This is a genomic window from Roseovarius arcticus, from assembly GCF_006125015.1.
Lineage (GTDB): Bacteria > Pseudomonadota > Alphaproteobacteria > Rhodobacterales > Rhodobacteraceae > Roseovarius > Roseovarius arcticus.
Window position 1 is genome coordinate 3,321,001 of record NZ_SZZN01000001.1, and the last position, 22,733, is coordinate 3,343,733.

Here is a 22,733-nt window from a genome sequence, read left to right on the forward strand (position 1 = left end):
CAAGAGGAGTAGCATGAGCTTCTAGGCCGCGCTAGGGTCCTGAAACGCCGTGGGTTAATGCGATGATCCAAATTGGAGTGCGTGCGAGTGAAGTTTGACGGGTCGAAAAAATTACGGGGACAGGCGGTTTTCGTCACCGGAGGCGCGGGCTTTGTCGGGCGAAGACTGGTACCGGCGCTGCTGGAAAACGGGGCGCATGTCACCGTCCTGCTGCGCAGCCGCCACGGTGCAAAAGCGCTGGAGCAGATGGGCGCCAAGGTCGTGATCGGAGCGCTAGATGACCGGGCCGCGATGGAGGCAGCTTTGCAGGGGCAGAGCGTGCTTTTTCACCTCGCCTACGACATGCGCGCCCCCGCCAACTCAAGTCTTGCCGCGTTCACAGGCCTGATGGCGGCGGCCAAGGCGGCCAGAATCGGGCGCATCGTGCATGCCAGTTCCATCGTGGTTTACGACGGCTGGCCGGGCGATGACCTGACCGAAGACAGCGGCGCTGCGCGCGCCAGCGGCACGCCCTACCGGCAGGCCAAGAGTGCGATGGAGGAGGCGCTGACTGCAAGCGAGATCCCAGCCGCAATCCTTCAGCCGACGCTGATCTACGGGCCCGGTAGTGCACTTTGGACGGACCGGCTTGCCGACTGGCTTAACACCGGAACCGTGGTGCTGCCGACCCCGGAGGGCTATTGCAATGCGGTGTTCGTGGACGATCTGGTGCAGGCGATGCTGCGCGCTGCGGTGCTGGAGGGTCTTGGCCAGGAGCGATTCATCGTGTCTGGTGCGAAGCCTGTCGCATGGTCCGGCCTGCTGGAAGGGTATGCACAAGCCATAGGTGTTGGCGCCGTCCGGCACGAGCCGCTGGAAGCGCTCCAATCCCGGCTGCCGCCGGACGTGCCGCAGCAGATGCCCGACAAACCACCGCTTGCGGCCCAGGTCAGCGCCGCCGCTCGCCAAGTTCTAGGGCGGGACCGTTTTGAGGCGCTGGTGAGGCAGGTAAAACGGCGGCTGGTGCGTCGCCGAGAGATATGGCCCGACCGTTATATGTTGGAACTGCTTGCGACCACCGGCACTTGCCGGATCGACCACGCCCGCGCGCGGCTGGGATACACGCCCGAATACGATCTGGCGAAAGGGTTGACCGCGACTGCGCCTTATCTACAAGCCCGCTATGGGCGCAAACATAGCAAGGGTGATCCAGCTTGATCCATATAGGTGTCGATGCCAGTTCTTGGGAAAACGAGCGCGGCTTTGGCCGCTTCACTCGCAATCTCATTCCAGCGTTGGCGGCGCGAGATACGGGTTTTCGTTATACGCTTTTGTTCGATCAGCCCCCGACACGGCCCGTGCCGGAGGGTGTGGGCGTCGTTATAGCGGGATCGGACCAGTCGATGTCCGAGGCATCCTCTGGCACCGCTGCGCGGGGCGGCGCTGACCTGCTGACCATGGGCAGGGCGGCGAAGCGATTAAACTGCGATCTATTTTTCTATCCGGCGGTCTATTCATGGTTTCCGTTGCCCGCGCGACGGCCCACCGTCGTCTGCTTTCACGACACCATCCCCGAGCGATTTCCGGATCTGATCTTTCCCCGCCGCCGGAATTTCCGGCTATGGCAGGTGAAATGCTGGTTGGCAAAGATGCGGGCGACACGGGTGATGACGATCTCGCAAGCGTCTGCAGCTGATCTGACGCGCATCCTGCGGATTCCCAGCAATCGCATCGATATTATCACCGAAGGGGCGGAACCGATCTTTCGTCCAGCCGTCGATGCCGCTCATTTGGCGCGTGCCCGCAGTAAATACGGTCTGCCGCAGGACGCACCACTGCTGGTTTATCTGGGCGGGTTCAACCGTCACAAGAACGTGCTGCGACTGATCGATGCGATGCAGGCAATTCTTGCCGACGTGCCACAAACCCGGCTGGCGATCGTTGGGCGCAACACTGGCGCGCGGTTCTGGGATAATGTCGAGGATCTCAAGTCCAGCGCCGCCGCTGATGTGGCGCGGTCGGCCAGCATCGTCTTCACCGGCGAGATTGGCGACGAAGACCTCGCGGCGCTCCTTAATACCGCCGATGCGCTAGTTTTCCCCTCGCTCTGGGAGGGGTTCGGCCTACCCGCGCTTGAGGCGATGTCCTGCGGCACGCCGGTCCTCAGCTCGGACCGCGGAAGCCTGCCCGAAGTGGTGGGCAACGGGGGGTTATACTTCGATCCGCTGTCAAGCGAGGCACTGGCCGCGCAGGCAATTCGATTGCTCACCGAACCCGGTTTGCGTGATACGCTCTCTGGTAACGCTCTGGCGCAGGCGGCACATTTCGGATGGGACAAGGGGGCAGAACTGACTGAAAGATCGTTCCTTCATGCACTCCAAAGGAAGGGCCAAGAATGACTGCACGCGTTTTTCGTAACTATATTTTTCGCACCCATTCGTGGGTCGGCCTTCATTTTTCCCTGTCTTTGGCATTTCTTTTCCTGTCTGGCACGCTCCTCGTCGCCGGATTGGAACTCCAGCTTGTCGGTCAACCGAAGGTTTGGAACATGTCGCCAGCCTCAGAGCGCACGGCGACGTTTGGCCAACTCTACGACGCGTTTGAAGCCGAGTATCCACTTGCGACCGTCTCCGTGATCGAGAAGCGCCCCCGACCCTGGCTTGCCAGTCAGATAATCGCGCGGATGCCTTGGAGGGAATCCGTGAGCTTCTGGGCCGATCCGGTCGATGGCACGTTGGTCGGTGCCTCCAGCACCAAGGGTTTGCATGATCTTCTGCGTGAGTTGCACGACAATTTGCTGCTCAAGAAACAGCCGGCCTATCTGCTTGTAACGAGCATGTCGATCATCCTGCTGGTGATGAGTGTGACAGGAATGGTCAACTATCGCCGTTTTTGGAAAGGATTGTTTCGATTGCCGCCCAAGCAATCGACACGGCGGATCTGGCTCGGCAGCGTCCATCGACTTGCGGCTGTCTGGGTGATCCCGATGCTGTTCGTAATTGCCCTTACCGGTTTCGTGTTCTTTCTTGACGGACTTGGGGTCGAAGGGAGCGAGCCGGAAGCTGCCCGCGCTGCCGAGCGTTCGGCAGCCTTGCCTGATGGGTTCAACGGCGGCGCAATCGACAGGGCCGAAGCAGTCGCTCGCGACGCGCTGCCGGGATTTGAGCCTCGTTTCGTTGTTCTGCCCGGCTGGCCCACGGGGGGAATGGAATTTTTCGGTGACCATGCTGATAGCCTCATGTCCATCGGAGTTTACCGCGTCGCGGTTGATCCTACGAACTTTGAGGTTTTGGGGGCGTTTGCCCCATCCGATGTAAAGGGCATCGCCCGGATCAGACCACTCGTTACGATGCTCCACTACGGAACGTGGGGGGGCATGTTTTCCCGAGCGTTTTGGATACTGTTCGGGCTTGCCGCCTTCGGGATCGCGCTGACGGGTATGCTGATTTTTGCCTCGCGCCGATCTTCTATTCCTTTGCAGGCGACTATGCACGGACCCCTCCGCCGCTTTTGGCGGGGTCTGGGGATCATGCGGTGGGGCTACCTGCTGCTTGTGCTCGCGATCACAATGGCGGGTATCTACACATATAGCTCGGCATTCGAACGGCAGATCCGGCTCCAGCCAGGATCGCCGGACGAGCTTATCCAGCTTATGGCAAAGCGTTCGTTGCGCGCGGGTGAGGCGTATTCACTGACCCTGCGGGTCACTGATCCGGATGTAAAAACCGCCACACTTCAGTTGAACGCAGGGCCAGAGCAGACTGTGCTGCTGCACGCGGGAGATGGCGCGCGCGCGGGCACGGCAGATATCCAGCCCGGCACCGGCGACAACACCATTTTGCTCCGCCTGACCGGTGCCGATGGTGAAACCCGTAGCTTAACCTACATGCTGGGCCGTCCAGTCTGGTAAGGGGCGCGCGGCCAATCCCGGCGTGACATCAACCCTTTACGGCACCATGCGTATAATGTTTGTGTGAAACAACTAAACTGGCAAATGCCATAGAAACGAGGCGGAGGACCGACCATAGCTACCCCTAGCACTCAGCCGAGCGAGCCATCGATACGCTCAACCCGGTCCCTCGGCGTCACGGTGGCTGTGAGGGTTTCACTCGCATTCGCCGCCGCAGCCCTATTCGCATTTGGATTGACGGGATACCTGCATCTCGATGAGCTCGCGCCTCGGCAATACTGGTGGCTCATGATTGACGCACTGGGCTTGGCGATTATCAGTTTGTCCATCCTCGGGAACTGGCAAAAAGCGGGCCTTGTGGCCGCGACCGCCCTAGTCGGCTTTGGCGTGCAACTCGCATTTAGGGATCCGTTCTGGTTTCAGCAGGTCCGCATAAGGCCGCAATCCGGGTTTCAGTACCTGATGCTGGCCTGTCTTGTCCTGCAGGGCGCTACTGCCGCTATGGTCCTTTGGCAGAACAGTGTCTTTCGGCGTATTCCCGGCGTTCTTGTCGGTCTGGGCATTTGGCGGGTTCTCTTGGTTGCCGCAGTCCTGGTTCTGGCATCCCGAAGTGTGATGGAGCCGATCTCCCGCCATGATCCTGCGCTTTACCTCAAGCAGCTTATTATCGCGCTGACGTTTCTCGGCATTAACATCGCCAGTTTCGTTGCACTCGTGATCGCCCTGCCGGGGCCGCAGTTGCACAAGTTGGCGGATGTTGTAACGACGCGGATCAGCCTTCCGGGCAGCGGTGATCGCCAGCAGAAATTCGACCGTTGGTTTCCCTGTCTGGCAGCGGGAATAGTCTTTGTGATCTGCCTCTTGATTGCTACGCTTTCATTCGGGGGCGTTCCGCATCTCGACGACATAATCTACCTATTTCAGGCCAAGTCCTATGCGAGCGGGCTGATGACTCTTCCGCTGCCGCCATCGCTAGAGGCGTTCGATCACTATCTTATGAATTCCTACCAAGGCAGATGGTTCTCGATCACATTCCCCGGATGGCCCCTCGCACTCGCAATCGGCGAGCTTGTGCACATGCCTTGGATCGTTAACCCGGCTCTGGCCGCTGGCAGCATTTTGTTGCTCCACAGATTTGCGGCGTCGATGACGGATCGCGGAACCGCCAATCTGGTTGCGCTTCTGATGGCGGTATCACCTTGGTATGTGTCAGTCTCCTCGACGATGTTGATGCATACTTTTACTTGGGCGCTGATTCTGGGCGCGTGGGTGTTGCTGATCCGGACTCGGGAGCGGCCGTCGATCCTACTGCCACTAATCGCGGGCGCGCTCATGGGATGGCTCTTTCTGGCGCGACCGCTCGAAGGGGTGCTGATCGGTACACTTACAGGCGTGTGGACGTTAGCGTTTCTGCAAGATCGGCGTCATTGGAAAACTGTAGCACTCTATAGCATTGGCGCCATTGCCGTCGGCGCGCTGATATTCCCCTATCAGGCGTATCTAACTGGCGATCCGCTGCTCACGCCGCTGAACGCATATTACGACGTGTATTGGGGACCACACTCCAACGCACTAGGCTTCGGACCCGAAATGGGGGCGGTTCCGGATTGGGGAGACATTGATGTCTTTGCGGGGCACAGCCCGGCCGAGGCGCTGATAAACGCGCATCAGAATCTCTACGAGGTTAATTCCTCGCTATTTGGATGGGGTGGGGCGTCGCTTATATTCGTCTTGATCTTTGTCATGTGGGGACCTTGCACGCGTTTCGCCGCAGCGATGATGACCATTATCGTCGCGACCGTAGCGCTCTATTCGCTATATTGGTTCTATGGCGGGTATTATGCCGGCGCGCGGTACTGGTTCATGACCCTCATCCCATTCTTGGTCCTGACCGCCCTTGGCATCACCGCCTGCATCAGAGAGTTTCACCGCATTTTTCCAGACGCAATGGTGGCAAAGCGTGTGGGTATCGGAATCGGATTCTTGTGCCTGTCTTCGCTCTTGGTTTTTGAGAGCTGGCTGGCGTTCAACAGATATCCTGAAATCAACGGCTATCACACCGAATACAGCCAGCTTGCGCAGCAGGATGAATTCCAAAACGCATTAGTGTTCGTCAGCACCGATTCCCCTCAGGAATATGGCAGCGCTTTCTGGCTAAACGATTTCAGCCCGCGATCCCAAAGCCCGCTCTTTGCCCGCGATTTGGGCGCAGAGAGCAATCGGCGCGCCGCTTCCGCTTATCCGGGACGTAAAATCCTGTTTGTGAACGGACGGTCTAGCGATCATCGTCACGTCACCGTAACCAAAGGCCCATTAACCCTGAATGATCTGGAATAGCGCCGCAAAGAGAGTTTGGCCCAAAACTTGACGCCGGATCGTGCCATCTTGGTCTTATTTGTTGCCTATTCTCACGCGACGTATGTTTGAATAGCATGCCCAGAAAGCCGACAGGTCGGCCCGGCGGTTCCACTCAAAAATGGGATCGCGGGGGCATAATAGTATTAGTAATTGAACTTAGGGAGATTTCACCTCGATGAACAAGATTAAGGAGCGGACCGAACCGGGCAGCACCAAGGTCAGTGAATTGGCTACACCGGATACGACCGGTATGGAGCTGAGCGTGATTATTCCCGCCTATAACGAGGAAAACGCAGTGAGCGGCACTGTTGAGGATGTGCGCCGCCATCTCGAACCGCTCGGAATACCCTACGAAATCATCGTGGTAGATGATGCCAGCCAAGACGCCACCCGCGTTAAGGCAGAGGCGAGCGGCGCAACCGTCATTTGGAACGACGTAAACTCCGGCTATGGTGCCAGCCTAAAGCGCGGCGTGAAACGCGCGCAGTATGAGTATGTTGCGATCCTCGACGCCGACAGCACGTACCCGGCCCGGTACCTGCCCGAGATGCTTGCGCTCTGCCGCGATCAGGACATGGTAGTCGGTGACCGGGGTGCGGCCATGAAAAACGTGCCGCTCATTCGACGTCCGGCAAAATTCATGCTGAACAAGCTTGCCTCGTTCCTTGCTGAGCGCAAACTGAATGACATCAATTCTGGATTGCGTGTTTTCCGCCGCTCAGAGCTGGTGCCGTTCCTGCCGCTTCTGCCGCAGAACTTCTCGTTCACCACGACCATTACGCTGTGCATGTGCTGCAATGGAAAGCGTATGATCTACACCCCGATTGAATATGGTCTGCGCGTGGGCAAATCGAAAATTCGCCCGGTCGACTTTATCAATTTCATCATTTTGGTACTCAGGGCGATCATGCTCTTTAACCCGCTGCGAGTCTTTATTCCGTTGGGACTGATCTTTTTCATGTTGGGTCTGCTCAAGCTGGTGATTGACATCGGCTACTGGAATCTCAGCGAAACGACGGTCTTTTCTTTTCTGACCGCGATCATGATCTGGTCGCTCGGTTTGATCGCCGACATGATCTCGCGGCTGCATCTGAGGCCCTGACACAAAAGTGCCTGCTACTGCAAAAGGCCGAAAAAGGAAGAGTATAAGTGAAGGATGTTTCCCAATCCACCGAAGGGCGGACCAAGCCACACATCGTTATTCTGGGTGCAGGACCGGCCGGACTGGCCGCAGCCCATGCACTAACCCGCAGCGGCCAAGCAAAGGTGACGGTGATCGAGCGCGCGCCGCGCGCGGGCGGCAATTCGGCCTCTTTTGAGGTGGACGGGGTTACCTGTGACTACGGCTCGCACCGTTTTCATCCGGCAGCGGAGCCGGAGGTTATGGACGACGTCAAGGCGCTTCTGGGGGACGATCTGTTGTTGCGGCCACGGCATGGCCGCATTCGGCTGGGCGGGCGCTGGATCCACTTTCCTCTCAAACTCACCGATGCGTTGATGCGCCTGCCAAAACCTTTTGCGCTGTCCCTGATCGGCGATATGGTTCTGAAACGGTTTCGCCAGAAAAACGAAGGTCCCGCTACGTTCTCCACTGTTCTCTACGACGGGCTGGGACCGACGATTTCGGAGCATTTCTATTTTCCCTACGTTCGCAAGCTTTGGGGACTCGACCCAAAAGAGCTGGCGGTGACCCTCGCCGAGCGGCGGGTTGGCAGCGGGTCGGTCGGCAAGATCCTGATGAAGATGGTCCGCCTGCTGCCGGGATTGCGCAGTGAAACGGGCGGGCGGTTTTACTACCCGCGCCGCGGGTTTGGGCAGATTCAGGAGGCGCTGCAGAGTTCTGCGCGCGAAAATGGCGCCGAATTCATGTTCGACACCGAAATTACGCGGATCGAACGCGATGAGACGCGCATCGGCGCCGTACATATCCGTGATGGTGATGGCACGCGGCGCATCACCGGCGATTTAATTCTGTCAACGATACCGCTGACCGGCCTGACGCGGCTGATTGACGAGCCTCCGGCCGAAGTCGTTGATGCCGCACGCGCAATTCGGTTCCGCGGTATGATCTTGCTCTACCTCGTGCTGGAAACCGACCAGTTCACCGAATTCGACGCGCATTACTTTCCTGAATTGTCGATCCCTATTAGCCGCATGTCCGAGCCCAAGAATTACTCGGCCAGCACAGAGCCGAAGGGCGTGACCGTGCTCTGCGCCGAATTGCCGTGTGATCCCGGCGAGGAATGGTGGGACATGCAGGACGATGAACTGGGCCGGCATTTCACCGACTGGCTGGACCAACTTGGCCTGCCAGTTACCGCACCCGTCCGGCGCTGCGAGACGCGGCGGCTGAGCCATGCCTACCCGGTCTATGATCTGGAATACCAATCGCGCTTCGAGACGGTTGATAACTGGCTGCTAGGGCTGGACGGGCTTCTGGTGTTTGGCCGACAAGGGCTTTTTGCCCACGATAACACCCATCACGCCTTTGCCATGGCCTATGGCGCGGCGGATTGTATCGATGCGGACGGACAGGTGGACCGGGCGAAATGGAACCGCTACCGCGAGGTCTTTGCCACGCATATCGTGGAGGATTGAGCGTGCCGGCCGGCAAGGTCGATATTTTGATGTATCATTCGATCTCGGACGCGCCGGGACCGACCTCGATCGCGCCGCGGACCTTTGCGGCGCAGATGCAGGCGCTGGCCGATTCGAAGGTGCCAGTTGTGTCGCTTGATAGGCTCGCGAATGCACGTGCCGATGTGCCCGCACGGTCTATCGTGATCACCTTCGATGACGGGTTTGTCGATTTCGCCGATACCGCCTGGCCGATCCTGCGCGATCACGGCTTCGCGCCGATGGTCTATCTGCCCTCAGGACGCATGGGCGCCCCTGAGAATTGGGCCGGATGCCATGCCCCGCCGCGCCCACTCATGGGCTGGGACCAGATCAAAGAGTTGGCTGCGGACGGCGTGCTTTTTGGGGCGCACAGCGTCAACCATCCGGATCTGACCGCGCTGGACCCCGAGACGCTAGACCACGAAGTCGCCAGCTCTGGGCGCGAGATTGAAGCGCAACTCGGCGTCCCCGTGCGCCATTTCGCGCCGCCATACGGATATTCAACGCTGACGGTTAGGCACTGCATCGCGCGCCACTACGCAACGTCTGTTGGCACAAGGTTAGGCACTGTCGGGCCGGGTGCGGATATCTACGACCTACCAAGGCTCGAGATGTTCTACTTCACAGACATCGCGCGCTGGACCGCGCATCTCGCCGGGAATGGTGGGCCCTACCTGACGGCCCGCCGGGCATTGCGAAGTGTTCGGCAGGTAGCGCGCAGAATCACCGGCGGGACCCTTTGACCATGACGCTGCGCAGTAATTTTGACAACAATCTTTGAGGCAGGCACCCATTGCGACAGGACGCGAAACACTCCTGTGGTCGATTCACCAAATTCGACAAATTCATTGGATTTACTGCATAATCCGTCCTAGCGTTAACTTCATCGGGGCCTCTCGAACGCCCCGCCTATTGGACTATTCTCGAACTGATATGACCAGAACATGAATTTTGAATCCTCACATCATATTTCCCTTGGGCAAAGCATCCCGTCGCGCAATGCAAAGATCGCGGTTGTCGGCCTCGGCTATGTCGGTCTACCGCTGGCGCTTACCGCCTATGACGCTGGCTTTGACACTATCGGGATCGATCTGAACGGCACGCGTGTCAGCCGGATCATGCAAGGCGCGCAGGTCATTTCCTACCTCGCACCCGATCGTATCGCCAGCGCCGTGGATAGCGGGCGGTTCCGGGCAACGCAGGACCGTGCGGAACTCGCCGATGCCGATATCATTCTGATCTGCGTGCCGACACCGCTAACGGCGGACCAGAAACCGGATATGCGCTTTGTCACTGCCGCCGCCGAAGATGTTGCGATGCAACTACGGCCCGGCCAACTTGTGGTACTTGAGAGCAGCGTCTGGCCCGGGGCGACGGCAAATCTGGTGCGCCCCATCCTGGAATCTAGCGGGCTGCGCGCAGGTCGCGACTTCTTTCTCGGATTTTCGCCAGAGCGCGAAGATCCTGGCAATCATACATTCGGGACGCAGAACATTCCCAAGGTCGTGGGCGCCGACGATCCGCTATCGCTTCAACTGATCGAGGATTTCTATAACGCCATCATCACCCGCGCGGTGCCGGTAAGTTCGGCAGCGACGGCCGAGGCGGTAAAGCTGGTCGAGAACAGCTTTCGTACCGTGAACATCGCGCTGGTCAACGAGATGAAGACCGCGCTTGAAGCGATGGGCGTGGATGTCTGGGAGGTGATTGCAGCCGCCGCAACCAAGCCGTTCGGCTTCATGCCCTTCTACCCCGGCCCTGGCATTGGCGGGGCATGTATCCCAGTTTCGCCAGCGTATCTGTCGTGGCGCGCGACCGATGCTGGATCGGCCACACCGCTTATCGATCTGGCCCGCCATAGCAATGATGCCGTGCCTGCGACCTTGGCGGCCCGGATCGCCGCAGATCTGTCACGCGAGTCCGGCCCGCCTGTTGATCCTGCACGGCCACTTGGCGGGCAGCGCCTGTTGCTGATGGGCATCGCATACAAGCGCGATGTCGAGGATACGCGCCGCAGCCCGGCGCTGGTTTTGCTGGAGCAACTTGAAATTCTTGGGGCTGAGGTGGATTACCACGACCCGTTTTTCCCGCACCTCCCCGAAGGGGGCGAATTTGCGAATCTCGCAGGCCGCCAATCCGTGCCGCTGACCGCTGAGAGTGTAAAAACCTACGCCGCTGTGGCCGTCATCACCGACCACAGCGCCCCCGATTACGCGCTGGTTGCGTCCCATGCCACCCGGATCTTTGACACGCGCAATGTGTTTCATAGGATCGGTATTGCAGTAGATGGTGGGCGCCTGATCAAGATCTGAATCCGCCACGGACTGGAGCCGCATGAAGGATCTAAAAGACAGACGGCAGTTCCTGCGCTTTACAGGCGTAAGCGTCATCGGCACGGTCGCAGATTACCTGCTGGCGTTGCTGTTGGCCTCGGTCGGGGTGTCATACATCGCCGCCTCGACCTGCGGTTTCGTCCTCGGCTCGTTCGTCAATTACTGCGGGCACAGCATATTCAGCTACGAGCATACCAGCCACAAAACCATATCTCTCAAAGGCTTTGGCAGATACTTTCTGGCGGTACTGTTCTCGCTTGTCATCCGGCTCGCTGCTGTGGCGGGGCTGGAATACGCGACCTCGCTGCCATTCTGGCTGGTGCTATTGATCGCGATCGGCGCATCATTTGTGGCGAGCTATGTCATCTCGACTTTGTGGGTGTTCCGCAAGCCGGGCTGATTTTGAATGTATAACTCATACCACATCATATAGTTGAGCAGCCCCCAGAGCGGCCGACCATTGTCGCGGCGACCGGCAATGTGGTCGTCGATCAGCGCCTTGATCGCCTGCGGGCGGAACAGGCCGGTTTTCCCGATATTCTCCGGCCCCAGATACTGCATCATCAGGTCTTTCAACTCATGCTTGAGCCAGCGTGAATACGGCATCTCCAAACCGACCTTCTTCTTGTCCAAGATGGACGCGGGTAGCTCATTCTCCATCGCGCGGCGCATAAGGTGTTTTTTGCGACGGTTCTTCATCTTCATCTTTGACGGCACCTTGGCAAGGAACGCGGTCAGGTCCGGATCGGTGAAAGGCACGCGCGCCTCCAGTGAATGTGCCATCGTCATCCGGTCGTTCTTGATCATCAGATCGTCGGGTAGAAAGACGGTCGAATCTATGTACATCAGCCCCGACAGCGTCTCGGCTGCGCCGGAATGCTCAAAAGCGCGGGTGAAGTGGCGAACCGCCGGTTCCAGCGGCGCGGCGTCCGTCACGGCATCGGTATAGAGGTCACGCTTCTCGGCCTCGCCCAGCACGATCCGCCACCAATGGTGCGCCTCTTCGGGCGGCAAATCTAGACCGCCGAGGAATCGCTTCACCTTGAACTCAAAGCTCAGCTTTTTGTCTGAGACCGGCAGGCAGTTCGCCAGCCGCTTGAGAATTCCGTTGCGGATAAAGGCGGGGATCTTGCGGGCTTGGCGATACACCTCGTAGGCGGCATGGGTATCGTAGCCGGCAAAAGCCTCGTCGCCGCCTTCGCCTGACAGGACGACAACGACCTCATCCTTGGCCAGTTCGCTGACATAATAGGTCGGGATGGCCGATCCGTCGCCATATGGCTCATCAATGAAGCTCAGATATTTTGGCAGCATGTCCCGAACCATATCGGCGGTGATCATTACTTCGCGGTGCACCGTTCCGAACTGCTCTGCGACGATCCTAGCGTAGGGCAATTCGTTGAAACTTTGATCCTCGAACCCGACGGAATAGGTGTGAACAGGCGTGTTCACGTGTTTATCCATGAGCGCCACCAGAGTGCTGGAATCCAGGCCACCTGATAGGAACACGCCGATCGGAACATCGGCGATAAGTCGGCGTTGCACGGCCTTGTCCATCAGTTCGTAAGAGCGTTTTATCGCCACTTCCTCGGTAATGTTGTGATCGACGGTGAAGTCCAGATCCCAGTAGCGCTTTGTGGTGATATCGCCCGCGAGGCTGACTGTCATGTGATGACCCGGGGCAATCTCGTGGATACCCTCGAACGCAGTTTGGGTGCCGGGGATGTAGTTGAAGCTGAGGAAGTCGTGCAGCGCTTGCATTGACGCGCGCCGTACAACGCGATCATCCGCGATGATTGCCTTAATCTCTGACCCGAACCGAAAGTGATCGTCGTCCTTTTGATAAAAGAACGGCTTGATGCCATACCGGTCGCGCACCAAATGCAGCGATTGCGTGCGGCTATCCCATAGCGAAAAGGCGAACATCCCATTCAACTCGGGGATCATGTCGAGGCCGATTTCCTCGTAAAGATGGATCAGCACTTCGGTGTCTGTGCGCGACTTGAACACATGGCCGCGCTCTTCAAGACGGTATTTCTCTTTCAACTCCTGAAAGTTGTAGATCTCACCGTTGAAGACAATGACGATGCTACCGTCCTCGTTGGTCATCGGCTGATGCCCGGCATAGGATAAGTCGATCACCGACAGCCGCCGAAAGCCGAGGGCAATCCGGTCATCTAGCCAAGTGCCGTCATCGTTCGGCCCGCGATGCGCTAGCGTATCGGCCATCTTCGAGATCAGCGCCTCGTCTGTCGCTGGCCCCCGATTAAGCCGCAAGATCCCACAAATTCCGCACATCTCAGCCGCTTCCCTTCAAAAATGCTATGCCGTCAGGACGCCGCGGCTGCTTCTTCTACGCACACGATCACGGCCCCGCCATTGAGAGACCCGTAAAAGCGTTCGACAACCCTATAGTTCCGGTCGATCCGCGCAAGGATATCGGGATAGGCCCCTTCGGCCTGAACCGGCATGGTGTAAACCAGCCAGGTTCGCCCCTCCGCTGGGCCGAGACTGTCAAGCTCGGCAGTGGTCGTTACGTTAGCCCAGTCCTTGCCGTAGTAGGAGTTGAACGGAAACTCGGCGATGCCGACGGTAACGATCCGGTCACCCGGCAGCTGCTGTTGCTCGATCAATTTTATTGCAGCGGCAAAGCTCTGTTTTGGCGCGTAGACATGGCGAAGTGACAAGAGCGACACCGCCACGATACCTGCGCATAGCAGCGCCCCCGCCCATTGTGGACCGCGGCCGGGTAGCCGCACTAGGCGCCCGATAACCTGGCCCGTCAGCGCGGCCCCATGAATCACAATGAGTATCCCGAACCCCATCGCGAAAAAGAAAAACCGTGGAAACAGCGTATAGCCAATGCTGGTCATAGCCCCGAACCCGACCAAGGTCGGAATCAGGAACAACGCTGCGAGTGCCGTGCGCTTCCGCAGGAAGTCACCAAGGCCGATTGCGAAAATCGCCACCGCCACTACGGCGACCCCGCCACCCGCAAACCCAACCTGAAGGCCATTCACGACCTCCATCAGCGCCCAGAGCGGGTTCGTCCATTCGCTGTCCGGTCCCTGCAACCCCGAATTAAGCAGCGCACCGCCGACGACGTTGGGCAGGACCAGCGCATATGCCAGAAACGTCAGGAGACCGACCGGAATAAACCCAAAAAAGAGGCCATTCCACCGATATGGCATCCCCCGGATCGCTGCGGCGGCCCAGATCGCGAAATGCGCAAACACCACCAGCCCCATGGTCAGATGGGTAAAGGCCCCCAGTGCGACGGCAGCGCTATAGAGAAGCCATTTGCGTGGGTTGCCGTGGCGGACGGCGTCCATGAACCAAGCGCTAGACAGGATCGTGAAAAACAGCAGCGCGGTGTAGCCGCGTGCGTTTTGGCTGAACCAAATGTGGTGATAGGAGACCGTCATCAATGCCACGGCAAGCAGGCTCTCGCGAGTGTTGGTCACTCGGCGACCGAAGTAATAAAGCGCCGCGATACTGGCGACGCCGAAACCGACTGCTGGCAGTCTTAGGGCCCATACGCTGTCTCCGAAGGCAGACAGGGACAGCCGCGCCAGCACTGTAAACAGTACGTGGTTATTGGCATCGTCGTAGGTGCTGATAATTTGCCCGACCGACAACGGCATGTAGCGCACATAAGTCAGCATCTCGTCATACCAGATGCCAACGTCGAGGCGGTAAAGGCGCATAGCTATAGAAACAAGGATCAGTCCGGCAAAGATGGCCGTCTGCGCTGGGCTCGCCACCGCGAGTTCCGGACCATCCGCGCGCGGCGGAGTGTACCGGGGCATGAACGCCAGCAGCAGGACATACGTCCCGATACCGACGAGGCCACCCTTGAACAACAACGTGCCAAGAACGAGCGGGCGATCGTCCGGCGCCTCAATGCCTTGTAGTATCCAGATCAACTGCTCAGAGGATGCCAACACCCCCAGCAGGATCAACACCAGACCGGCAGCGACTTTGAGATAGACCGTGTTCATTTGATGTGCGATCTTTTTACTCGTTAAATACAGATACTTTTAAAGTTCTCTTTGAAATCCACAGTCGCGCCATGACATCTTTTTCTACGCAGGGTGATATATCTCAGAAATCACAATTCCGAAAAGTATTTCGTTTCGAAGCTGCGCCTGCAAGGATAACGGAGCAGAACTAGTTTTCAATGTGGTTTTTGAATGAAATGCGGTTTGTTCTGACATTTTAGCAACGAGCGCGCCAATTGTGCCGGACGCTGGCAGCTAAACGCCCTGTTCGGCAGCCTTTCGCGTCACGATGGGCGCCAAAACAACGCCTTTTTAGTGGAGACGCCGGACATGGCCCAGCACCGACCTGCGGATATTGCGAAGATCGCCCGCCAAATATACCGCAGCGGCCCGCCGATAATGCGAAAGCTGCAACACTGGCGACCCATGATCTGTCCCTATCACATTTTAGTCGATCAGGTTCCAACCGGCGCGCGGGTGTTGGATGTCGGCTGCGGAGCGGGGCTCTTTCTGGGTACGCTTGCCGCCACAAACCGCATTGGCGGCGGACTTGGCTTTGATAGCAGCGCGCCCGCAATTGAGATGGGTAATTCCATGACCGGCGAATTGCCGCAGGCCAACGACGTCAGCTTCGAATGCCTTGATGCGACCCGGCCCTGGCCGGAGGGGGCGTTCGATCTGATCTCGCTCATTGACGTGATGCACCACGTGCCACCCGCCGCGCAGCGCGGCGTCTTTGCCAAGGCCGCAGCCCGCACCGCACCAGGCAAGTGGTTTCTATACAAGGATATGGCGCGGCGCCCATTCTGGCGCGCGACGGCAAATCGTCTGCACGATCTGGTCGTTGCCCGCGAGTGGATCAACTATGTCGACTTGCAGGACATCCTGAGTTGGGGCACCGAAGAAGGCCTCACCGTTCATGCCAGGCAAGAGATCGATATGCTCTGGTATCGCCACGAACTAATCCTTTTTCGGCGCCCTCAATAGGCGTCAGTCCTTAAGGAGACGAAGATGCTATTTTACTGGTGTGTTTTGCTAATCGCCGTCTGCGCAAACGTTTTCGCTAATGTGGCGTTCAAATCTGCGATGCGCGATATTCCGGCCCCGCTCGACCTGGGGGCCATATCGACGCTTTTCGTCGCTCCATGGATGTGGGCAGGCATGGCCAGCGCCGTGTTACTTCTTACCTGTTTTCTCATCGCGATCCGCGGCATCGATCTTAGCGTCGCTTATCCTGCCATCACCGGGCTGGCGATGGTTGGGATTATTTTGGCAGGAAATTTTCTGTTCGCGGAGGCCCTGTCATTGCAGAAACTCGCAGGCGTCGGATTTGTAATCGTCGGGATCATTATCCTTTCGCAGGTCAAACAGATCTGATGCAAATTGCCTGCGCCTCTAACGCGCTGTTTGGTACATAAGCGGACGGCAAACGCCAAATATGGTAGGTCACTCTATGATCCTGTGTGCCATTCTGCATAGTTCCTCTTCTTGACAGACGCGTTTAGGTTGCAGCTTATGATAGCGCACACGTTTACCAAAAATTAACTTGAATCGCCCAAGATCGGTGATGAGGCGGAGGCAGCCTGAAGTGAGAAGAGTACGCGACCTCCTCCGCACGCGCATTTTAGGGTTACCCTGACCACGCTGGGAGCAGTTAGAGATGATACTTGGCATTATCACAATCGGAATGCTCACCGGCTTTACTGCTGCATTCATTGCGTTTTTTACCGGATATTCCATTCTAATGTCTCTTTGCTTCTACAGTCTGTTCGGCTGCCTCGCAGCTCTGGCGATCGGTTTCTTTGCCTTCGTTGTCGATGTTGCATTACGGATTCTGCGTCAACGCGAGGCGCAGCAAAGGCAAACCCAGTGAATTGAGCCGCGTTGACTGCATCCGGGCTGATCCATGTCCCGAGGCGGGATCAGCGTAGTTAAAGTGTCCTGCTTTGACTCTTATTTAAACACTACCGGCAAAAATAAAGCTGCTCATCATAATTGCGCCCAATTTCACGGACATGCTCAATCCCAGAGACAGGTCGAGGGTTTGCCCCGAAGCCTAGCGAATTTAGAGGAAGAGTACCCATGATTTTTGCATGCCTGATATGTGGAGTTGTTTTGGGTTTCATCTCGGCGATCGTCACTGCGGTGATGGGATATGGCCTTACCCTGGCGCTGCTCGCCTACATGCTCGGCGGGATCGCAGGCACTGTGCTGTTGCTAACCTTGGCGCTGGTACAGCAGCCACGATACGCTGGACTGGTTGCAGCCGAGAGTTGATCGGCGCTAAGATACCCTGCCCTTGAATAGTCAAGGTTTGGGAGGTGCCATGCGCAGCCTACGCGATCTCTTATCCGGGGGCCGGCCACAAACGGAGGCAATGGCCGCGTTCGCCCCTCTGCCCTGCCCTCAATCCCCCATCTGCATCGTCGGCGATTTGCATGGCCGTCTGGACTTGCTGCAGCGTATGCTGGACGCGATAGACGCGCGCCCAGATGCAGGCGCGCATCGGATCGTATTCGTGGGGGACATGATCGACCGGGGACCACAGAGCGCCGCTATACTGAACCAGCTTTCCGAGATGAGCAGCGCTGCGCCCGGGCACGTCATCTGCCTCATGGGCAACCACGAACGCATGATGCTCGATTTTCTTGATGATCCTGCCCGGCACGGACCACTCTGGCTAGGCAACGGTGGCAACGAGACCCTAGCAAGCTTCGGACTCGCACCTTGGACACGGAATGCAGGCGTCAGTGCAGACAAGCGGCTGGAGCGCCTTGGCGCCGCCCTTGCTGCGGCCATGCCGAGCGAGATCGCGAAATGGCTGAAAGCCCTCCCGCTTGTCTGGCGCGAAGACGGGCTTGTCGCGACGCATGCGGGTGCCGACCCCAGTCGTGCTATCGAAGATCAATCAGCGCAAACGCATCTTTGGGGGCATCCATCCTTTTTACGCCAAAAGCGCTACGATGGGCTGTGGGTCGCACACGGCCATACGATCATGGATGAGGGACATGCCCAATCAGGGCGGATCGCTGTCGACACCGGCGCGTGGCGCACAAATCGCCTGTCGGCCGCTTGGCTTAGCCAAGACGGGCTTGAGTTCATCGAAGTATCGACTGCATAGGGCGGGCCAAAACCTGCCATACGCGACGAGCAGATTGAGATAGCACCCTCGCACGGGCTGGCCCCAATCCCAACTCACACTCACGCCCCAAACCACTAGCCTCTCGGGGTTTTCAAAGGGGGTTGGGGCGCCATAAGAACATATGATACGAAGCGGACACCCCTCCGGCGGTGGGTATTTTTTGCAAAAGTGAACGAAGGGGCAATCAATGGCGACTGGCACCAATATCCGGACGTATTTCGAGGGCGCATGGCATGAGGGCGACGCGGCTGTCATGCGGGCCGCGGATCATGGGATGTGGCTGGGCAGTGCGGTCTTTGACGGGGCACGGCTGGCGCATGGGCTGGTGCCGGATCTGGATCTGCATTGCGCGCGGGTCAATGCTTCGGCCAGGGCATTGATGCTAGAGCCGACTGTGGATGCGAGCGTTATGGTGCAAATTATTCGCGAGGGTTTGCAGACTTATGCACCGGGGGCGGCGGTTTATATTCGGCCCATGTATTGGGGGCAGGATACCGGCTATATGGCGATTGTCCCTGATGGCACCTCGACTGGGTTTGCCATCAGCCTCGAAGAAATCCCGATGCCGCTTGAGGGTTCATCCACCACGCTGACGCGCACCCGGTTTCGCCGCCCGGTGATGGAGGATGCGGTGGTCAACGCCAAGGCCGCTTGCCTATACCCCAACAACGCGCGGATGCTGGCCGAGGCGCGGACCAAGGGATTTGGCAACGTGCTGTGCGCCGATGCGCTGGGAAATGTCGCCGAAAGCGCGACGGCCAATGCCTTTATGGTCAAGGATGGCGAGGTGTTCACACCCGCGCCAAACGGCACGTTTCTGGCCGGGATCACGCGGGCGCGGCACATTGATAACATGCGCAACGCTGGGATCCGCGTACATGAGACGACGCTCAGCTTTGAGGACTTTCATGGCGCCGATGAGGTGTTCCTATCCGGCAACATGGCCAAGGTGACGCCGGTCACTGCGTTCGATGACACGTCCTATCAGGTCGGTCCTGTCACGCGCCGCGCGCGCGAGATGTATTGGGATTGGGCCGCCGGCAGCCCGCTGTAGGTACCGCGCCGGGCGTATGTCGCCCGGCGCTGTTTTCTATGCCGCTATCCGCTCTGCCGGTGTCATGCGCAGCATGGGTAGCTGTCTTAGGAACACTGGCGAGATTATGGCGAGGCCCACGAGCGTCGCATAGATATTTGGCGCAACCAACAGGATCGCAGCGACAGCCAACAGCGCGCGCTCATAGGCGCGCATCGGGCCGATCAGCCAGTCCGCGAAGGCCGCAGACAGCATCCAGATACCAGCCATCGCGCCCGACACACCAATCACAAATTCGGTCCACGTGAACCCATCAACCACCAGCAGCAGCGACGGCGAAAAGACGAATACGAACGGCACAAGCGCCTTGCCCATACCCAAGCGGAAGGCCGTGTTCCCAGTCTTGAACGCGTTGGCGTCCGCGATGCCCGCCGCCGCATAGGCGGCCAGCGCCACGGGCGGCGTAATGTCGGCCATGACCCCATAGTAAAAGACAAAGAAATGCGCGACCAGCGGTTGCACCCCCAGCATGCTCAGGATCGGCGCGGCGACGGCGATCATAATCAAGTAGTTCGCCGTCGTCGGAATGCCGCAGCCCATCAGGATGCAGACTACCGCCGTCATAATAAGCGTGAACATCAGGGTCAGGGCCGGGACCGACATTACCTCGAACGGCATAAACGACAGGAAATCCCAGACATTTCCGGCCCAGACAGCCGCGACCGACGTGACCATGTAGGCGATCTTGAACCCGACGCCCGTCAGCGTGACAACACCGATGATCACGCCAACCAGCGCCGCTGCCGCCGTGACCGAAAGCGAGAATTTTGCGCCGGTGACAAAGCTGTCCCACAATTCTGTCGCGGTCTGTTTGGCAAATCCCGCAAGGTCGCTGCCGTGGCGCAGCAGGTTCTGGATGACCAGCACTAGGATACATGCAGAGATGCCGTAGAAGGCCGCCAGATAGGGCGTTTTGCCCGACAGCAGCGTCGCCACCAGTACGAATAGCGGCAGTGTGGTCAACCAGCCGGCCTTGAACACGACCCATGCGACGGGCAATTCATCCTTGGTCATGCCGCGCAGGCCGCGGCGCCGCGCCTCGAGGTGGACCTGCACCAACACGCCAAAAAAGTGCATGAAGGCTGGAACCAGCGCCGCCGTCAGGATCGTCGTCAGCGGGACGCCAAGGTATTCGATCATCAGAAACGCAACCGCGCCCATGACGGGCGGCGTGATCTGGCCCCCGGTGGACGATGCTGCCTCAACCGCCGCCGCAAAGTGGCGCGGATATCCGATGCGGATCATTGCGGGGATGGTCAGCGACCCAGTGGTGACGGTATTGGCTATGGACGAGCCCGAAATGGAGCCAAGCATCGCAGACGACACGACTGATACCTTGGCAGGGCCACCCGCGAAACGGCCCGCGAGGGCCGAGGCGAGGTCAATGAAGAGCTGGCCCAGACCGATGCGTGTGGCCATTACACCAAACAGTACAAAGTGAAACACGTAGGTCGAAATTACGCCCAGCGCGGTGCCGTAGATGCCTTGGCTGGTCAGATACAAATGATTGACGATGTTTGTCCAACTGGCGCCGGGATGCGTCAGTACACCCGGCATCGAGCGGCCGAAATACGCGTAGGCCATGAACAGGATGGCGATCACTGGCAGGGGCCAGCCCATGGCGCGGCGCGTCGCCTCCATCAGAACGGCGATCAGAACGGTGCCCATGACGACGTCGATCATCAGCGGATTACCGACGCGGAACGCCAAATCGTTGAATACCCACGGCACATAGAGAGCAGAGGCGATGCCCGCCGCGGCAAGGATCCAGTCGGTAATGGGGATGCCCATCGGTGTCGCTAACGTACTACGCGGCGTGGGCCGCGCGCCAAATGCCGTGAACGAGAAGAAGATCAGTCCCAGAGTGAACGCAAGATGCGTCCCGCGATGGACGGTCGCCTGCGGGATGCCGAACCCGGCGGTGTAGTAGTGATAGCATGACAGCACGAAAAGCGCGCTACCGACGAGCCATTTCATGCTGGGCAGCAACGGGCGAAAGCGGACTTCTGGATCGTATCTCTCTTCCAGAGCCCTCATTTCCGCGTCGGTCATTTCCTTGACGCGTTCCGCTTCGGATGCCTGTGACATTGCCGCCTCGCTGGTAGTTGTGTGGGGATACAAAAAAACCGGCCCGCGCGTGGCGGGCCGGTGTGTTCTGGGGGCTGATTACTCGATCATGCCCTGCTCGCGATAGAACTTCTCGGCGCCCGGGTGCAGCGGGATGCCGATACCGTCTAGGGCCGTCTCGACCGTGATGGCCTTGCCCTTCTGGTGGCCGGAATCCAGCAGCTTGCGGGTGTTTTCATTCCACAAGGCGGCGGTAATGCCATAGATCAGATCTTCGGGCTGATCGGCGCTGGTCACCCACTGGGCGCCGACCGACAGGGTGGTGACATCATCGGTCACGCCCTCATAGGTACCGCCGGGCACGATGTTCTCGGCAAAGAAGGTGTACTCGCCGGTCACCGCTTCTGCCTCGGCGCCTGAGATCGGGATGAGAACGATATCTTCTTGGCTCGCCAGCTCGGCAATGGCGCCAGCAGGGAAGCCGCCGACGAAGAAGAACGCATCCATCGCGCCGTCACGCATCCGGTCAGCTGCCTGATCCGGCTTGAGGAAGTTGGCCTCGATGTCAGCCTCGGTCAGGCCATAGGCACCCAGAATGATGCGTGCGTCGACCAGCGTGCCGGAACCCGGCTCGTCCAGCGACACGTTCTTGCCCTTCAGATCCGCGACAGAGGTGATACCCGATGCGGCGGAGGCGACCAGGTGGATCGTCTCGGGGTAGAGGTTTGCAATGGCGCGCAGGTTGTCGACCGCGTCACGGCCTTCCCAGATGCCAGTACCTGTCTGCGCCCATGTGGCCACATCTGACTGCGAGAAACCCGATTCCAGCGTGCCGCCAGCAATCGCGTTGATATTGGCGACAGAGCCGTTGGCCGACAGGGCCGATGCGATCAGGCCAGGGTAGCCGCACGATCCGCCCTCTTCGCATGCACGCGAACCGGGAGGCGCCGAAATCGCGTTCGCGATCAGGCCGCCGATTGGATAGTAGGTGCCGGACGTACCGCCGGTGCCGATGCGGAAAAACTGCGGTTCCTGCGCAGCGGCGACAGAGCCGACGACCATCATCGCCGCGCCCAAAGTGGCAGTACGGATGATGCGTTTGAAACTTGTTTTCATGAGGGTTCCTCCCTGAACTCTATGAGATATGAACCGCGAATAAACTACAGCGCATAGGGCAATGCAATGAGGAAGGTTGTCATGGCATATGCGCCTGCCCCGCCCGAACGAACAT

The 22,733-nt window shown here is 58.7% G+C and carries 19 protein-coding genes; 15 read left to right on the forward strand and 4 right to left on the reverse strand.

Annotated features, from left to right (window positions below; all coding sequences use genetic code 11):
- Positions 1 to 87: 87 nt before the first annotated feature.
- The 9 genes from MK6180000_RS15925 (at position 88) to MK6180000_RS15965 (ending at position 11,599) form a co-directional block, all read left to right on the forward strand.
- Positions 88 to 1,197: an NAD-dependent epimerase/dehydratase family protein gene (locus tag MK6180000_RS15925; protein ID WP_171054661.1), complete on the forward strand. Its 1,110-nt coding sequence runs from the start codon at positions 88 to 90 to the stop codon at positions 1,195 to 1,197.
- The gene (locus tag MK6180000_RS15930) at positions 1,194 to 2,378 is read left to right on the forward strand and encodes a glycosyltransferase family 4 protein (protein ID WP_138935620.1); all 1,185 of its coding nucleotides are present in this window, start codon (positions 1,194 to 1,196) and stop codon (positions 2,376 to 2,378) included. Before MK6180000_RS15925 ends, MK6180000_RS15930 begins: the two co-directional genes overlap by 4 nt.
- Positions 2,375 to 3,889, forward strand: a complete 1,515-nt coding sequence (locus MK6180000_RS15935) for a PepSY-associated TM helix domain-containing protein (protein WP_138935621.1) — start codon at positions 2,375 to 2,377, stop codon at positions 3,887 to 3,889. Before MK6180000_RS15930 ends, MK6180000_RS15935 begins: the two co-directional genes overlap by 4 nt.
- A gap of 288 nt (positions 3,890 to 4,177) precedes the next feature.
- A complete protein-coding gene (locus MK6180000_RS15940) occupies positions 4,178 to 6,226 on the forward strand; it encodes a hypothetical protein (protein WP_138935622.1) in 2,049 nt (682 codons plus the stop codon).
- Positions 6,227 to 6,422: 196 nt separating this feature from the next.
- Complete coding sequence (locus tag MK6180000_RS15945) at positions 6,423 to 7,349, forward strand: glycosyltransferase family 2 protein (protein ID WP_138935623.1); 927 nt, start codon at positions 6,423 to 6,425, stop codon at positions 7,347 to 7,349.
- 47 nt (positions 7,350 to 7,396) lie between these two features.
- Positions 7,397 to 8,845: a protoporphyrinogen/coproporphyrinogen oxidase gene (locus tag MK6180000_RS15950; protein WP_138935624.1), complete on the forward strand. Its 1,449-nt coding sequence runs from the start codon at positions 7,397 to 7,399 to the stop codon at positions 8,843 to 8,845.
- Positions 8,846 to 8,847: 2 nt separating this feature from the next.
- Complete coding sequence (locus MK6180000_RS15955; protein ID WP_171054662.1) at positions 8,848 to 9,609, forward strand: polysaccharide deacetylase family protein; 762 nt, start codon at positions 8,848 to 8,850, stop codon at positions 9,607 to 9,609.
- Positions 9,610 to 9,810: 201 nt separating this feature from the next.
- Positions 9,811 to 11,178: a nucleotide sugar dehydrogenase gene (locus MK6180000_RS15960; protein ID WP_138935626.1), complete on the forward strand. Its 1,368-nt coding sequence runs from the start codon at positions 9,811 to 9,813 to the stop codon at positions 11,176 to 11,178.
- Between the two features lie 22 nt (positions 11,179 to 11,200).
- The gene (locus MK6180000_RS15965) at positions 11,201 to 11,599 is read left to right on the forward strand and encodes a GtrA family protein (protein WP_138935627.1); all 399 of its coding nucleotides are present in this window, start codon (positions 11,201 to 11,203) and stop codon (positions 11,597 to 11,599) included.
- Here the strand turns inward: MK6180000_RS15965 and asnB are convergent.
- Entirely contained in the window at positions 11,557 to 13,497 is a 1,941-nt protein-coding gene (gene asnB / locus MK6180000_RS15970) for an asparagine synthase (glutamine-hydrolyzing) (RefSeq protein ID WP_138935628.1), read from the reverse strand. The genes MK6180000_RS15965 and asnB overlap by 43 nt on opposite strands.
- 32 nt (positions 13,498 to 13,529) lie before the next feature.
- Positions 13,530 to 15,200, reverse strand: coding sequence for a glycosyltransferase family 39 protein (locus tag MK6180000_RS15975; RefSeq protein WP_138935629.1), 1,671 nt, complete (start codon positions 15,198 to 15,200; stop codon positions 13,530 to 13,532).
- Positions 15,201 to 15,530: 330 nt separating this feature from the next.
- Here MK6180000_RS15975 and MK6180000_RS15980 point away from each other — a divergent pair, with 330 nt between their 5' ends.
- From MK6180000_RS15980 to MK6180000_RS16005, 6 genes are all read left to right on the forward strand, one after another.
- A complete protein-coding gene (locus MK6180000_RS15980; RefSeq protein ID WP_138935630.1) occupies positions 15,531 to 16,187 on the forward strand; it encodes a class I SAM-dependent methyltransferase in 657 nt (218 codons plus the stop codon).
- Between the two features lie 24 nt (positions 16,188 to 16,211).
- Entirely contained in the window at positions 16,212 to 16,577 is a 366-nt protein-coding gene (locus tag MK6180000_RS15985; RefSeq protein ID WP_138935631.1) for a DMT family transporter, read from the forward strand.
- Between the two features lie 283 nt (positions 16,578 to 16,860).
- Entirely contained in the window at positions 16,861 to 17,073 is a 213-nt protein-coding gene (locus MK6180000_RS15990; RefSeq protein WP_138935632.1) for a hypothetical protein, read from the forward strand.
- A gap of 209 nt (positions 17,074 to 17,282) precedes the next feature.
- Complete coding sequence (locus MK6180000_RS15995) at positions 17,283 to 17,477, forward strand: hypothetical protein (protein WP_138935633.1); 195 nt, start codon at positions 17,283 to 17,285, stop codon at positions 17,475 to 17,477.
- 100 nt (positions 17,478 to 17,577) lie between these two features.
- Complete coding sequence (locus MK6180000_RS16000) at positions 17,578 to 18,321, forward strand: metallophosphoesterase (protein WP_138935634.1); 744 nt, start codon at positions 17,578 to 17,580, stop codon at positions 18,319 to 18,321.
- 208 nt (positions 18,322 to 18,529) lie between these two features.
- Positions 18,530 to 19,396 carry a branched-chain amino acid aminotransferase gene (locus MK6180000_RS16005; RefSeq protein ID WP_138935635.1) on the forward strand — a complete coding sequence of 289 codons (867 nt, stop codon included), beginning with the start codon at positions 18,530 to 18,532 and terminating at the stop codon, positions 19,394 to 19,396.
- 36 nt (positions 19,397 to 19,432) lie between these two features.
- Here the strand turns inward: MK6180000_RS16005 and MK6180000_RS16010 are convergent, their stop codons facing one another.
- The gene (locus tag MK6180000_RS16010; RefSeq protein WP_138935636.1) at positions 19,433 to 21,523 is read right to left on the reverse strand and encodes a TRAP transporter permease; all 2,091 of its coding nucleotides are present in this window, start codon (positions 21,521 to 21,523) and stop codon (positions 19,433 to 19,435) included.
- A 78-nt stretch (positions 21,524 to 21,601) separates the two neighbouring features.
- A complete protein-coding gene (locus MK6180000_RS16015) occupies positions 21,602 to 22,618 on the reverse strand; it encodes a TAXI family TRAP transporter solute-binding subunit (RefSeq protein WP_138935637.1) in 1,017 nt (338 codons plus the stop codon).
- Positions 22,619 to 22,733: the final 115 nt, after the last annotated feature.